This is a genomic window from Syntrophotalea sp., assembly GCF_050253115.1.
In the GTDB taxonomy this organism is placed as follows: Bacteria; Desulfobacterota; Desulfuromonadia; order Desulfuromonadales; family Syntrophotaleaceae; genus Syntrophotalea; species Syntrophotalea acetylenica.
Window position 1 is genome coordinate 1 of sequence record NZ_JBFWJQ010000017.1, and the last position, 14409, is coordinate 14409.

Here is a 14409-nt window from a genome sequence, read left to right on the forward strand (position 1 = left end):
TCTACGTGGCAGCTTTAAAAGGGGTATACTAGGTTCAACCCAGACGCAAAGTCAAGATGCATCGCTATTTTGCGCTTGGGATTGGCCGGCCTCTCTGATATATTAGCGATTCTTTCGATAAAAAAGTTATACAGGTTCGTGGTTGCCCCAGGAAAGGATGATCGCTGATGGACCTTTCGACAGCCAGGGATTTTCTCGAAAAACTGCGCACCGAGCATGTCATGACCATGCTGCGCGAGGCAAATCTTGGCGACCTGATTTACAACCCCTGGTTTCTGACGATCGTCGGGGCCATTTGTCTGATCGCCATCATTCTGAAACGGCAGGCGCTGCTTTTCATAATGCTGACCACGGTGGGCTACGCCTGCGTCGTCGATTATACCCTGCAGCAGAAACCAGCCATCGACAGCGCCGGCAGTTCGCCGGTTCTGGTTTTCGCTGGCGGCGGCGCCATTCTGGTCTTCGTTTTCATCTACTACCTGTTCATAAGACAGGACTGAGGTTCATACAGATATCAGCACTATGGTCGGATTTACCACTACCATCCCCCTGGAAATCGTCATCGCCGCAGGCCGGCGGCCCGTCGATCTGAACAATATCTTCATTGAAGACCCCGCCTGCCAGTCCCTCATCGACGAGGCGGAAATGGCCGGCTTCCCCCGCAATTGCTGCGGCTGGATCAAGGGACTCTACAGCGCCGCCCTGCATCACGGCATCCGCGAGATCATCGCCGTGACCGAAGGGGACTGTTCCAACACCAAGGCGCTGATGGAGGTGCTGCAGCTGCAGGGGATAACCACCATCCCCTTTGCCTACCCCTACGATCGCTCCGGCATTACCCTGGAACATGAGATGCGCAAGCTGGCGGAGCACTTCGGCGTCACTCCACAAAAAACCGAGGAAGCCTGGCGCTACCTCAATGCCATCCGCGCCCGGGTTCACGAAATCGATCGGCTCACCTGGGAGGAAAACCGGGTCACCGGCACGGAAAACCATCTCTGGCAGGTCTGCACCTCCGACATGAACGGCGAGCCGGCCGTCTTTGAACAGCAGGCGGATGCCTTCCTGGAAGAGGCCCGGCGTCGCGATCCCCTTCCGGACGGTCTGCGCCTGGCCTACATCGGCGTACCGCCGATTTTCACCGATCTGTATGCTGTCACCGAAGAACTCGGCGGCCGGGTGGTGTTCAACGAAACCCAGCGCCAGTTCTCCATGCCGTACCACGCCACATCGCTGGTCGAACAATACCGCAGCTACACCTATCCCTACGACGTGTTCGTGCGGCTGGATGACATCGAAAAGGAAATCGCGCGCCGCCGCATCGACGGCGTCATCCATTATGTGCAGTCTTTCTGTTTTCGCCAGATCGAGGACCTCATCGTGCGACGCCGCCTGCGGCAACTGCCGATCCTGACCCTCGAAGGCGACCGTCCCGGGCCCCTCGATGCGCGCACGCGGATCCGGCTGGAGGGATTCATCGAAATGATCAAGGCGAGGCATTCATGACCGGCATCGGCATCGACCTGGGCAGCCGCCAGGTCAAATTCGCGGCCCTTGACGGTGAGGCCATCGCCTGGCTGCACAGCTACGATACCATCCCCTTTTACAAGCGTTACGCCTGCCGTCGCGACGACCGGCTGCTGCTCGCCTACCAGGATCTGGGTCTTCTGTCGCCCGAGGAATGGCAAACCACGCCCTTGACCGCCACCGGCTACGGACGCAACACCATCAATCTGGCCGGCGCCACCGTGGTCCCTGAAATTCAGGCCCACATCGCCGGCGCACGCTTTCAGACCGGCCGGGAAACCTTTACCCTGCTCGATCTGGGTGGACAGGACAGCAAGGTCGCCCGCCTCGAAGATGGTATTCTGGTCGATTTCCTGATGAATGACAAATGCGCTGCCTCATCGGGGCGCTACCTGGAAAACATGGCCAAGGTGCTTGATGTTTCCCTGGAGGAGCTGGCCAGCCATTTCGAGCATCCGGTTTCACTCGATGCGACCTGCGGCATTTTCGGCGAGAGCGAGCTGATCGGCAAGATCATCGAGGGTCACTCCCTCGAAGCCCTGTGCGCCGGTGTCAATCAGACACTTATCAAGCGGGTGGCACCAATGCTGGCGCGCTTCGCCCAGGATACCCTCGTATTGACCGGCGGCGTAGCTAAAAACGGCGCCTTCGTCGAACTGCTGCGTCGCTTCAGCTCCGCCGAGATCCTCATCCCGGCCCATCCCCAGCACAATGGCGCCATCGGCTGCGCCTGGCTGGCCGGCCGCAGATAGCGCAGCAGGCAGGCAAAGGCGAACTGTCGTCAGGAAGCGAGGCTACTTATCTGATTCGAAGGCAGGCTCCACCACCGCCCGCGAAGCCAGTTGCACCGCCTGTTCGAGAGGAATCAGGCTGCGCGTGGTAGCGATATAGCCGTTGGCATGCACGAACAGGACTTCCGGGCAATCGGCAATGGCACGGAAATCGACCAGCCTGCTGTCGCCGAGGCGCAGCAACTCCCACCCCGCACCCCGCACCGACGGCGTGATGCAGATCACGACGCTCTCATCGGCCAGGGATTTCAGATAAAGCTCCATGGACAGCTTCGGGTTATCCTCGATGCAGCACACCACCGCCTTGAACTGCTTCACCGCAACGATGCGCGCCTCCCGCTTCAGCCTTCCCAGCCGCTCTTTCTTGAGCCGGATCAAAGCGAGCATGTCCTTCCCCATTTCCCGCATGAACCGGTAAAGCAGATCTTCCGGACACAGCACCTCGAGCCTGGCAAACCTGGAAAGAATATAACCGTCGATTGGGGAAGAGGACGCCAGCAGTACGCTGGCATCGACGCCAAAATGCTCCGCGGTCCTGTGCGGCCCCCTGACGTCCATCATGCTCATGAAGGGATACCAGCCGAATACCGCCTGGGCGTCCTGGTGGTGACCGAGGTGCTGCATGACCAGGTGGAAGGCACATGGCAGGGATTTGTCCTGGTGGTGGTCAAAATTCAGCCGCGCCGGATCGTACTCCATGCCGACATCCACAACGTAGGTTTTATGATCGGCGAGATGCTCGGAGGAAGGATCGCAACGCAAAACTTCCGCCTCTTCCAGCGTAGCCAGCAGAACGCTGACCGCCAGGAAATCATCCCGGTGCGCATTGCCCCCATGTACCACGATTCTGTGCATGTACTCGGCTCCGAATTGTTTTCGGGAAAAGACAGACCCGCCATCGAACAGCGTCCTTGCCCTTTGGCCGGAATGGAAATCAGAACAGACAGATCCGGCCACAGTATAAAACTGCCCGCCACCTTTCCCCAAAAGATTTTTTGCAGCATCCCGTTCCACAAAAAACCCGTAAAAACGGACAGGGCCGGCGATCGCCGGCCCTGTCGGGGGTGGAAGCAGGCCCGGATAAATGCCCTGCGGCCTACTTCTGAGAGGCGATCATCAGGCGCAGCATGTCAACCACCCGGTTGGCATAGCCGACCTCATTGTCGTACCAGGAGATCAGTTTGAAAAAACGCGACTCTCCTGGCAGGTTGTTCTGCAGGGTGGCGGGCGAGTCGTAGATGGAGGAACTGGTGGAATTGAGAAAATCGGAAGACACCAGTTGCTCGGTCATGTACTCCAGAATGTTCTTGAGGTAGGTTTCCGAAGCCTTTTTCATCAAGCCGTCGATTTCCTCGATGGAGGTAGCCCGCGCGGTGCGGAAGGTCAGATCGACCACCGACACATCGGGCGTGGGCACGCGAAAAGCCATGCCGGTGAGCTTGCCCCTGACCTCGGGAATCACCTCCCCCACGGCGCGAGCCGCCCCGGTGGTGGAAGGTATGATATTGATGGCCGCCGCCCGTCCGCCGCGCCAGTCTTTTTTAGAGGGGCTGTCGACGGTCTCCTGGGTGGCTGTATAGGCATGGATGGTGCTCATCAGCCCCTGCTCCAGGCCGACGCCCTCCTTCAGCAGCACATGCACCAGCGGCGCCAGGCAGTTGGTGGTACAGGAAGCGGTGGATATGACATGGTCGGTGCGCGGATCATAGGTGTCCTGGTTGACGCCGATGACGATGCTCTTCATCGCGCCTTTGCCCGGCGCCGTCAGAATCACCTTACGGGCTCCCGCTGCCAGATGCAGGCCGGCTTTGTCCATGCTGTTGAATCGCCCGGTGGCCTCGATGACATATTCGACCCCGAGGGCCTTCCAGGGCAACCGGTCGGGACTGGCCGGGGCGGCCAGGCACAGGATCTCGTCGCCGTTGACGATCAGGGTATCGTCGACCTCCAGTTCGGCGCGGCTTCTGGCGGTCGCAACCTCTCCGGGGAACCGTCCGTGCACCGAATCGTAGCGGGTGCGGTAAGCGAAATAACGGGCATCCGGATTCAGATCGACCAGCGCCACGATGTCCAGATCCGTGCCGATAAGCCCCTGCTCGTACATGGCGGCCAGGGCCAGCCTGCCGATCCGCCCGTAGCCGTTGATCGCGATTTTGGTGGCCATGGTTTCCTCCCCGACGTGTGATGTTGGCACTGGCTTAACATAGCAGCTGGCGAGCAAAATTCAACCCCGCCCGGTTCGGACAAAAAAGGGTAGCGTCAGACGCGCGCCAGGCCTCCGCGGCGCTCCCGCCACAGAAGCGCCACGCTGGCAAGGGCGCACAGCGGCATGCCGATGGCCATGACCGCCAGCGTGCCGTCGTAACCCCAGCTCACCAGGGCGGCGGCCACGGCGCCGGCCAGCATCTGCACCGCACCCAACAGCGCCGAGGCGCTGCCGGCCTGTTCCCTGCCGAAAGGCTCCATGATCAAAGCCGTCACATCCGGCAGTAGAAAACCGAGGCAGAACATGTACAAGGCGGCAAAGGCCAGCACCAGCCCGAGGGAAACGGCACCTGCCAGCATCCCGGCCACAAACAGCGCACTGGCAGCGAGCTGCAGCAGGTTGCTGCCCCACATCACGCTTTCCAGGGAAGAACGTTTCAGAAGCCTGGCATTGACCTGACTGCCGACAATCAGCGCCAGGGCGTTGCATCCCATGGTCCAGCCGTAGCGGGGACCGGACATGCCGAACAGGTCCATGAACACCAGCGGCGAAGCCGTCAGATACGCGAACAAACCGGCGATATAAAAGCTGCCGGTCAACATGCGCGGCGTGAATCCCGGTACCGACAGCACCGCAAGATAATCGCGCAACGCCCGGCCGGGGCGCAGCGCCTCGCGGCGGCCGTGACCGGCGGTAGCGGGCAGTATCAGCAGCACACCGAGCAGCATCAGCCCGGCGACCGCGCCGAGCAGGATAAAGATATAACGCCACCCCAGGCTGCCGACGATGATACCGCCCAAGGTCGGCGCCACGATGGGTGCCAGCCCCATGACCAGCATCAGCAAGGAGAACACCCGTGCCGTTTCGTGCAGCGGGAAAAGATCCCGCACTACCGCACGCGCCGCGACCATTCCGGCACAGGCACCCAAAGCCAGAACCAGACGCAGGCCGATGAGCCACTGCACGTTCCAGCTCAGGGCGCAGCCGAAGGAAGCCACCCCATACAGCAGCAAACCAAAAACCAGTGGCCGCTTGCGGCCAAAAACATCGAGCAATGGCCCGTAAATCAACTGGCCGAAGGCGATGCCGATAAAATAACTGCTCATGGACAGGCCGACCGTGGCCACATCCGTGCACAGGTCCGCGGCAATGGCGGTAAAAGCCGGCAGGTAGGTATCGATGGTCAGCGGACCGATGGCCGTCAAAGCGCCCAGCAGAAGTATGATCAGGCGTAGCCGGGGGCCATTGTGCATAAGTGTCGTCATGACGCGATTCCGATGAGGGGCCAGAGAAAAGGGATCATGGCAAAAGCCTCCAAAAAGGTCGCAGTATACACCTTGAAACAACAATTGTCTGCCCGAAGATGCGCCGGCAGGCAGGCCTTTTGAAAGCGTCGCCGGAAACGGACAGGAAACCGCGCCCATAAACGGTACGGAAAAACCCTGCCTCGCGACTCAGTTTTCCGATTCTCTGTTAAAATAGCAATCAATAGTGATTCCAGGAGGATGTCATGAAAGCCCTTTTTTATCCTTTCATCTTACTGCTGGCGATACTGTTTGCCGGCGCAACGCAAATAACCGGATGTATTGCGAACCCCGATTATGGCCGGGTTTCCCTGCAGGGGCGGGATATCCGTGGCGACCTGATCTTTTCCGAGCGGGAAAGGGGCATCATCCACGATTATTACCGCCGGCGCCTGCCACCCGGCCTGGCCCGGCGGGAACGCTTGCCGCCCGGCCTGCGCAAGCATATTGCACGGAACGGCCAACTGCCGCCCGGGCTGGCGGCCTATCGCCTGCCCGCTGACCTCGACCGGCACCTGCGGCGTCTGCCGGACGGCTACCTGCGGGCCAGAATCGGCACGGATATCGTTTTATTCCATGAAAAAACCCATATGGTGCTGGACATCGTTCAAAACATCTATCCATAGGAATGCCTGGCCATGCCTGCGTGAGAACCGGCAACAAAAAAACCCATGCGGCATGAAGAGTCAGAAAACATCAGCCAGGCCGCCGGCGCGGGAACTGCACGGCGCGCAGGATACATCTTTTTCACCAGGCTGGCAAAATCATTGCCTTTTTTACCTATTTAGCCGACGATTACCTTGAAGTCGAACCGAAAAACGGCCAGCGAAAACCCGGGCAAAAACACCGCCACACGGCACGGAACCGAACCGCATGGAGGGCAAGATTTGGACGTGAACAGCAATCCGAACCTGATCATAGGCGCTGCCGACGGCCTGAGCATCGAGCAACTGGGCAGCATGAGCAATCGCCACGGGCTGGTCGCCGGCGCCACCGGCACCGGCAAAACCGTAACCCTGCAGATTTTGGCCGAGGGTTTTTCACGACTCGGAGTGCCCGTCTTCGCCGCGGACATCAAAGGTGATCTCTCCGGGCTGGCGGCAGCCGCGACACCCAGCGCCAAAATCGAACAACGACTGGCCCAAATCCCCCTGCCGGACTATGCGCCGCATCCCTGCCCGGTAGTGTTCTGGGATATCCATGGTGAAAACGGCCATCCCATCCGCACCACCATTTCGGAACTGGGCCCGCTGCTGCTGACCAACCTGCTCGATCTCAACGAAACCCAGAGTGGCCTGCTGTTTGCCTGTTTCCGCATCGCTGACGACCAGGGACTGCTGCTGCTCGATCTGAAGGATCTGCGCGCCATGCTGGCCTGGATGAGCGAGCACGCCCGCCAGCTGCGGCCGACCTACGGCAACATCTCCGCGAGCAGCATCGGCGCCATCCAGCGGCAGCTGCTGGTCCTGGAAGAGCAGGGAGGCGATCATTTTTTCGGGGAACCGGCGTTGCAGCTCAACGACCTCCTGCATGTCGATTTTTCCGGGCGAGGGGTCATCAGCATCCTCGACGCTACCCGACTGGCGGCGCAATCGCCCCGCATCTACGCCACCTTCCTGTTATGGCTGCTGGCCGAGCTTTTCGAGCAGCTCCCCGAAGCCGGGGACGCGGACCGGCCGCGGCTGGTGTTTTTTTTCGATGAAGCGCACCTGCTTTTTTCCCAGGCGCCCAAGGCCCTGCTGGAAAAAATCGAGCAGGTGGTGCGCCTGATCCGCTCCAAGGGGGTGGGGATATTCTTCGTCACCCAAAGCCCCCTGGACATTCCGGAAAGTGTCCTGGGCCAGCTGGGCCTCAAAATCCAGCATGCCCTGCGCGCCTTTACTCCCAAGGACCAGCAGGCCGTCGCCACCGTGGCGCGCACCTTCCGCCCCAATCCCCGGCTGGATACGGCGGCCGTCATCACCGCCCTCGGCATTGGCGAGGCTCTGGTCTCAACCCTCGATGCCCAGGGGCGTCCCCTGCCTGTCCAGCAGACCCTGATCCGTCCGCCGGAATCCCGCATCGGCCCCCTGTCGACAGATGAGCGCCGCGAAATCATCGCCCGTTCCCCACTTGGAGGACGCTATGAACAGGCCACGGATCGCCACAGCGCCTACGAAATGCTGCAGCAACGCGCCGCCAGTGTCTCCGATACGGGCCCTGCAGGCAAACCGCCGCAAGCGACCCGCGCCAGACCGAAACGCCAGAGTGTCGGCGAGGCCATGATCAAAAGCGCGGCGCGCACCATCGGCAGTCAGCTCGGACGCCAGATCATACGCGGCATTCTCGGCTCCCTGTTTGGCGGCCGGCGCTGAACCACACGAAAAACACATAACCTTTGGCAAACGGGACAACCAGGGAAATTTTCCACCTTATGGAGAATACGGTGAAACCTCATGCATCCCCACAGCGGCCAGGGTGCCAGAAGGATTGTCTGAAGACCATGGCGGATCCGGACGGAGAAGTGCTGCAGCCGCCGTTTTTACTGCGACTCAGGCTTGCCATCACGCGACGCATGCATCCCCGTCACAAGCGCCGTGTCCTGCAGAAAATGGACGCCTTCGTCAGGCTTACCCGCCTGTTCAGCAAAGAGGAGAAAACACAGCCAGGCCATACTCCTGCCAGCCCGGTCATCGATCCGCGCGCCGGCGATTTTGTCCGGGTCCGCAGCATCGAGGAGATCGAAGCCACCCTCTGTGTCCGTAGGCAGCTCAAAGGCTGTACCTTCATGGAGGAAATGAAACCCTATTGCGGCACCATGCGGAAAATCCTGCGGCCGGTAACCAACGCCGTGGACGAGCGCGACCACAAGCTCAAAAAAATCAAAGGCATCGTACTGCTGGAAGACGCCATCTGTGAGGGGACCCGGCGCTTCGGCCCCTGCGACCGCTGCTGTTACTATTTCTGGCGGATTGAATGGCTGCAAAAGCCCTGATGCGCGGCAAACAGGCCGGCACCTGTTTTTTTAATCAAAAAAAGGCGGGAAATACATGGACTACGCGGGTTATGCGCAATTCTGCAGGCTTATCGGATACAAGGTCATGGAAACCCCGAGCGGCATCTGGATCGGTCCGAGTTGCGGCTTTTTCAACCGGATGCCGCTGTACGAAACGACGCCACCCTCCAGAAAAGAGATGGATTCCCTGTTCAAACGCCATCCCATCGTCGGCCTCAACTATGCGGCGCCGCCGGCGGCAACCGCCAACCCCAGCCACAATTACTTTATCCGCGACAGAAACTACGGGCTGGACAGCCTCGACAAAAAAGGTCGCTGGAGCGTCAAAAAAGGGCTTGAACACTGCCGCGTCCGGCCGATGGATTTCGACGAACTGCAGCGCCTGGGCATGCCGCTGAATCAGGAATCCCTGGCCCGCCAGGGGCGCTCCGATCCGATGTTCACCAACGATGCCCAGTGGCGGCGCCTTTGCCAGGCCGGGGAACAGGTGGAGGAGGTCGAGGCATGGGGCGCCTTTGTCGGTGAAGAACTCGGAGCCTACCTGATCCTGATTCGGCTGGGTCCGGTGGTGAGCCTGTTATACAGTTCCTCGCGCAACAGCCTGCTGAATTGCCATCCCTGCCCGGCACTTTTCTTCTCGGTCGTGCAGACCATGATGCAGAGGCCGGGGGTCGAAGCCGTTTACAACGGTCCCGAATGGTACGGTTCCGGCGCAGGACTGGATCGCTTCAAACAACGCCTGGGCTTCGTGGCCGAACCGATCGCCTTCATCCCCAGACTGCGCCCGCTGGCCAGCCGCATCCTGCACCGGCGGGAAATACGGCGCGCCATTGCCACCATCGGTCCCTGCGTATTGAGCTGCGAATGCCGCAACCGGATCGAAGAGGTTCTCGACCGTGCCTGCTGCCCTGTTCAGCCCGGCCTTCCGGCCTTTGAGGCCGGCGAAACGATCCGGGTACGGTCGCGTGAAGAAATCGAAAAGACGCTGAGTCCGGAAAGAGAACGGCACGGCTGCCTGTTCATGGACGAAATGGGGTCGTATTGCGGTACCGTGCAGCGCATATTCAAGCCTGTGCTGAGATATCTCGACGAAAACGACTACAAGGTCAGGCAATGCCAGGGAATCTACCTGCTGAAGGATGTGAGGTGCCGGGGCAGCCAGCTCCCCGAAGGTTGTGACTGTTGCTGCCTGTTTTTCTGGCGCGAGGAGTGGCTGGAAAAAATCTCCGCGACACCGGCAAACTGAGCGGGATACGAAAAGACAGCCTCCTAGTGCCCGGTGCGGTTAATCCTGCCTTCAAATTCCGGCCCTTTGGGTCGCTGTCTGCGTTGCGCCTTCTCGGCTTGACTCAGGCTAGGCCTGCGTCGGCGCGCCTTGCCAGCAACCAAAATGTCTCAGATTTTCTTGACACGACTAACCGCACGGGACACTGCCTTTGCGGCACAGACGAACGATCATTTCCAGCGCCTTCTGCACGCCAGGGGAATCCTGCTCGACAGGCTTCAGGTCCACATCCCCAAACCAGGCCAGATATTCCGACCAGGGGCCTTCGCAGATCATGTCATAGACACAACGGCTGCAACCCGGACCCTTCGCCTTGATCGCCCGGCGCGCATGGTTCCAGTCCCGCGTTTTGTCGTGGACCGGGGTAAATCGCTTTTCGCTGCCCCGCAGTTCGTGCAGTTCGCCCACCAGTTCGGGAAACGCCGGGATAACGCAAAACGGCACCGCTTCAAAATCGATGGCCACTTCAAATTCCTGGGCAGCCCCGATCAGCGCCTCCAGACAACCGCCGAGTTCCGTGTAGCGAGGCAGCAGCAAATGCCGGTTTTTTCGGGCATTGCCCAAAGCGTGAGGATAGGCGAAATTCACTCTTTTGACCCCGGACTCCGCATAAATTTTCAACATGCCGCCCAGCCGGGACAGATTGCCGCGTGACATCACCACTTTCCCCTCGACCCGGCAGCCGCGGCGGGCAAGATTGCGAATGCCGGCGAGGGTCTGCTCAAAGCTGCCCTGGCGTTGCGTTACGGCATCGTGGAAATCCGCACTGTCACCGTGCAGGGGAATCGTGAAACAGAGGCGGTCGAAGCCGCGGATGGCGTCACACAGCGCCTCGCATGCCAAGGCGCGGCCATTGGTCTGAATGCCCACGGCAAAACCCCAGGACTGCGCCTGCCGCACAAGGTCGACAAAATCTTCGCGGATGGTCGGCTCGCCGCCGGTAAGCACCACCCGCGCGGCGCCCTGCCGATGATATTCCCGCAGCAGATTCATGGCTTGCTCCGTTGTCAGATCGATGGCCATCGACCGTGCCAGCAACGCATCCCGGTTGCCGGCAATCACGCAATGCAGACAATCGTTGTTGCAGGAATAGCCCAGCTTCAAATCGCAGATCAATTGACCCGTTTCCGCCATGCCCCTTGCAATCATCGCCTCCTCCATGAAAATCGGCTGGCAGGGTCAAAAAACCCTTATCAACCGGTGGTCCGGAAATTTTTTGCGCAGTTGCTCCCATAGCTCGTCAGGGTTCGGGGGACAACCCTTGCCCGCGGCGGCTGACGATACAATGCGAATCAGATTGGTGGGACAACGGGGCCGATAAGCATCCATCACCGATATATCCACTGTCTGGATCAATTGCCCCGGCCAGTCCGCGAAAGGCTCAAGCCCTCTGCTGCCATATCGGTCGGAATATCCCTTTTCCACCCCCGGACAACTCGCCGCGGCAAGACAGTCGGAACAGATTTGCGGCCTGATATAAAGCTCCGGGCAGGAGTCGATCATCAGGGGATCCGACTCCGGATGACATTGCGTAATAAAAATGGGCAACAGACAAAGCGGGCTTTTTTCCAGCACGAAATAGATCCCGTTTTCAAGCGCGACGTCGACCGCTTCCCACAGTGCGTTGCGCAGATCATCGACAGGCGCAACCAATTCGGGGTGTTTGCAGCCATCAATCAGCATGGAATATTTCACGCGCTTCACACCCAGTTCGGCCAGCAAACGGGTAATGGAGGCAAGGCGTGGCATGTTGTCCCGCAGCATGACGATATTGACCAGCAGCCGGCAACGGCAGTCCACCAGGTTTTTCAGACCGGCACAGGTTTCCTCGAAACTTCCCGGTACCCGCGTCAGGCCATCATGTAGAGCGGCTGTATCGCCATGCAACGAAGAACGGACCACCACCGGATATCCGGCGAGGCGTTCGGCGTTCTCCCGCCGATGAAACAAACGGCCGTTGGTAGCGAGGCTTATGCGATGTCCCCGCATCGCCGCATATTCCAGCAACGCCCAGAAATCCGGATACAACGTCGGCTCGCCACCAAACAGATCGACCCACTCCCCTGCGGGAACAGCTGCCAGGGTTCTTTTGAGAGAATCGAGGCCCGGCTGGACCCCCCGCGCAATCTCGTGGGATACCATGCAGAAACGACATCGATTGTTGCATGCGCCGGTCAGACGTAAAACATGCATGACGATCCTGTCTAGCCGCGCATTTCCGCCCGGGCTTTTTGCAGACCGCCACGCAGCGCCTGATAGCGCATCAGGGCATTGAGCTGCTCGGGGTCGCTGGCCATTTTCTCGAACACGAAATCAAACAGAAACCTGGTCAGCCGGCAACGGAAATCATCCGGCGGCACCGGCGTGAGCCCCCGCCCTTCTGCATAGCTCATGACCGGGCACAGTCCGCAATAGGGTTCATAGGCGCAGTCGCGACATAGTGGAGCGGAGGGGATGGAAGCACGCACCAGGTCCCGCGCCTTTTGCAAATGCACGATCTTTTCATAGGTGTCCAGGGCAACATTGCCCAGCCGGAACTCGGGAAACGAGCGGGCCTCGTCGCACGGGTAAATGTCGCCGTTGACATCATAGGCCAACTGACTGAAAACCGCGCCGCAGGGGTTGCGAAAATCGGCAAAGCCGACATCCGAACAATCCACCACCTTTTGCAGCGCCAGCAGCAAAAAGCGCTCCGTGACCACCACTCCCTCGTCGAGCAGGGCAAAGGTGTAATCCAGAATTTTCCGGTAACAATCCAGATAAGCGTCGAAATCGGAGATGTGGCTGTCGTCACGCCCCCGTCCCAGCGCCTGAGCCGGATTCAGACAGAGGATATCGATCCCCAGAGACAGGTGATGATCCACAATCTCCTTGTAATGCGGCAGGGACGCGGGGGTAAGCACCGTCAGAAAGCCGGCGTGGCAGCCCGCCTGCCGCACCTGTTGCACCGCCGCCATGACTTGCCGGTAGGAACCGCACCCGGAACAGAAAGGGCGGTTGCGATCATGAATGGCTGGCGGTCCGTCCACGGACGTGGAAAGTCCGATCTGATTCTCCTTCAGGTAGTCGAGTGTAGAGGGGGTCAGCAATGTCAGGTTGCTCACCAGGGAAAAACGCACTTTTTTTCCGGTCTGCCGGGCTCTCTCCCTGGCAACAATGACCGTATGCCTGACGGCATCCAGATTGAGCAGCGACTCGCCGCCCTGAAACTCGATGGCCAACGATGGCACCGGACTGTGAAACGCAAAATCCACGATTTTTTCCGCGGTCGGCGCATCCAGATCCTGCAACGGGCCATTTTCCGGGGTTGACGAGGCGTGGCAATAGCGGCAGGCCAGATTGCACCGGCGCGTGGTAACGACAATATGCAGGGCCGCTCCGCGCAGATGGGGTGCGCGCCAACGTTCCAACGCCTGTTCAAGATCCTGTTGATTGTCTGGTGTGCGGAGCAGACCCCTCCGCTCAAGCCGTGCCAGCAGTTCCGCGTCCGCACGACAGGCATGCAGGGCAGCAAGCTCCTGCCGTGACACGAACATCCAGCTGCCGTGATCGGATACAAGCACCACTCGGTCCGACAGAGCCCTGGCCCTGAAATTGGCGCGCCAGTCATGACTGCTCACTGCCACCTTGCCGTCGATCGACATCCGAGGTTCCTTCCTTGTGATCGGTGCCGGGGAACACATCTGCCCCGGCACCGTCTACGACCCGCCTCAGTTGGGTTCCATCCATAGTTTCCGGATGGATGCAGCGTAGGTTTCATGCGGGAAACGAGCAATTTTTCGTTGTGGCGAGGAAATCAAGGGATTGCGCGGAGGCGTACATCGGTACGCCGCACAAGCAAGCCTGCGGATTGACGCCGCCACAGCGGAAAAGGACCGTTTCCGGATGAAAACTATTTAGTGCCGCGGAATTCCTTCTTGAGGCGAAGCATGTCGCCAACCAGCATGTCATGCATGACATCCTGGAACATGTCGCTGCAACCGTTGGAATGGCTGTTGTTATTGTGATCATCCTTCCAGTGGTTCACATGACTGTCCTTGCAATGGGAGGCGGCAAAACCGCTGCCCAGCTTCTCCACTTCCAGGACATTCAACGCATCCAGTTCCTTGCTCAAATTCGCGAAATCGAGGCGGCGGATCAGTTCGATATCCGCTCCCGTGACATGGAAATCCTTCTCGATCTGCTCGGGAGCGCGCAGATATTTTTCACGAAAAGCGGCATCGGTGGCGGAAAAATAGAGAAACTTCTGCACCGTCAATATTGGCTTGCCCGCGCTCTTTTCCTTGCCCATCGTAATCCTC

14 protein-coding genes are annotated in these 14409 nt (G+C 59.6%); 7 read left to right on the forward strand and 7 right to left on the reverse strand.

Annotated elements, in window-relative coordinates; translation table 11 throughout:
- Window positions 1-167: 167 nt before the first annotated feature.
- Genes AB7E65_RS03255 through AB7E65_RS03265 form a run of 3 tightly spaced genes read left to right on the forward strand, consistent with a single transcriptional unit; the run spans window position 168 to window position 2279 of the window.
- Window positions 168-500, forward strand: coding sequence for a hypothetical protein (locus tag AB7E65_RS03255; RefSeq protein WP_072286258.1), 333 nt, complete (start codon window positions 168-170; stop codon window positions 498-500).
- 22 nt (window positions 501-522) lie between these two features.
- The gene (locus tag AB7E65_RS03260) at window positions 523-1506 is read left to right on the forward strand and encodes a 2-hydroxyacyl-CoA dehydratase family protein (protein ID WP_072286259.1); all 984 of its coding nucleotides are present in this window, start codon (window positions 523-525) and stop codon (window positions 1504-1506) included.
- Window positions 1503-2279, forward strand: coding sequence for an acyl-CoA dehydratase activase (locus AB7E65_RS03265; RefSeq protein ID WP_072286260.1), 777 nt, complete (start codon window positions 1503-1505; stop codon window positions 2277-2279). The genes AB7E65_RS03260 and AB7E65_RS03265 overlap by 4 nt, the downstream gene beginning before the upstream one ends.
- A gap of 42 nt (window positions 2280-2321) precedes the next feature.
- Here AB7E65_RS03265 and AB7E65_RS03270 read toward each other — a convergent pair whose 3' ends face one another.
- The 3 genes from AB7E65_RS03270 to AB7E65_RS03280 all read right to left on the reverse strand — a co-directional run bounded on the left by AB7E65_RS03270 (window position 2322) and on the right by AB7E65_RS03280 (window position 5789).
- A complete protein-coding gene (locus tag AB7E65_RS03270; protein WP_072288019.1) occupies window positions 2322-3173 on the reverse strand; it encodes an MYG1 family protein in 852 nt (283 codons plus the stop codon).
- A 241-nt stretch (window positions 3174-3414) separates the two neighbouring features.
- Window positions 3415-4482, reverse strand: coding sequence for a type I glyceraldehyde-3-phosphate dehydrogenase (gene gap / locus AB7E65_RS03275; protein ID WP_072286261.1), 1068 nt, complete (start codon window positions 4480-4482; stop codon window positions 3415-3417).
- Window positions 4483-4577: 95 nt separating this feature from the next.
- Entirely contained in the window at window positions 4578-5789 is a 1212-nt protein-coding gene (locus AB7E65_RS03280) for a multidrug effflux MFS transporter (RefSeq protein ID WP_083558849.1), read from the reverse strand.
- A gap of 245 nt (window positions 5790-6034) precedes the next feature.
- Between AB7E65_RS03280 and AB7E65_RS03285 the strand changes: the two genes are divergently transcribed.
- The 4 genes from AB7E65_RS03285 (at window position 6035) to AB7E65_RS03300 (ending at window position 10069) form a co-directional block, all read left to right on the forward strand.
- On the forward strand, window positions 6035-6454 hold the full coding sequence (locus AB7E65_RS03285; protein WP_072286262.1) for a hypothetical protein: 420 nt from the start codon (window positions 6035-6037) through the stop codon (window positions 6452-6454).
- 333 nt (window positions 6455-6787) lie between these two features.
- Window positions 6788-8182 carry a helicase HerA-like domain-containing protein gene (locus AB7E65_RS03290; protein ID WP_201257981.1) on the forward strand — a complete coding sequence of 465 codons (1395 nt, stop codon included), beginning with the start codon at window positions 6788-6790 and terminating at the stop codon, window positions 8180-8182.
- Window positions 8183-8310: 128 nt separating this feature from the next.
- A complete protein-coding gene (locus tag AB7E65_RS03295) occupies window positions 8311-8802 on the forward strand; it encodes a hypothetical protein (protein WP_428745263.1) in 492 nt (163 codons plus the stop codon).
- Between the two features lie 55 nt (window positions 8803-8857).
- Window positions 8858-10069 (forward strand): hypothetical protein, encoded by a 1212-nt coding sequence (locus AB7E65_RS03300; protein ID WP_428745264.1) that lies wholly within the window; start codon window positions 8858-8860, stop codon window positions 10067-10069.
- A 168-nt stretch (window positions 10070-10237) separates the two neighbouring features.
- Here AB7E65_RS03300 and AB7E65_RS03305 read toward each other — a convergent pair whose 3' ends face one another.
- From AB7E65_RS03305 to AB7E65_RS03320, 4 genes are all read right to left on the reverse strand, one after another.
- Complete coding sequence (locus tag AB7E65_RS03305; protein WP_428745265.1) at window positions 10238-11257, reverse strand: radical SAM protein; 1020 nt, start codon at window positions 11255-11257, stop codon at window positions 10238-10240.
- A gap of 30 nt (window positions 11258-11287) precedes the next feature.
- Window positions 11288-12301 carry a radical SAM protein gene (locus AB7E65_RS03310; protein WP_428745266.1) on the reverse strand — a complete coding sequence of 338 codons (1014 nt, stop codon included), beginning with the start codon at window positions 12299-12301 and terminating at the stop codon, window positions 11288-11290.
- Window positions 12302-12312: 11 nt separating this feature from the next.
- Entirely contained in the window at window positions 12313-13752 is a 1440-nt protein-coding gene (locus AB7E65_RS03315) for a radical SAM protein (RefSeq protein ID WP_428745267.1), read from the reverse strand.
- 248 nt (window positions 13753-14000) lie between these two features.
- On the reverse strand, window positions 14001-14399 hold the full coding sequence (locus AB7E65_RS03320) for a hypothetical protein (RefSeq protein WP_072286269.1): 399 nt from the start codon (window positions 14397-14399) through the stop codon (window positions 14001-14003).
- Window positions 14400-14409: the final 10 nt, after the last annotated feature.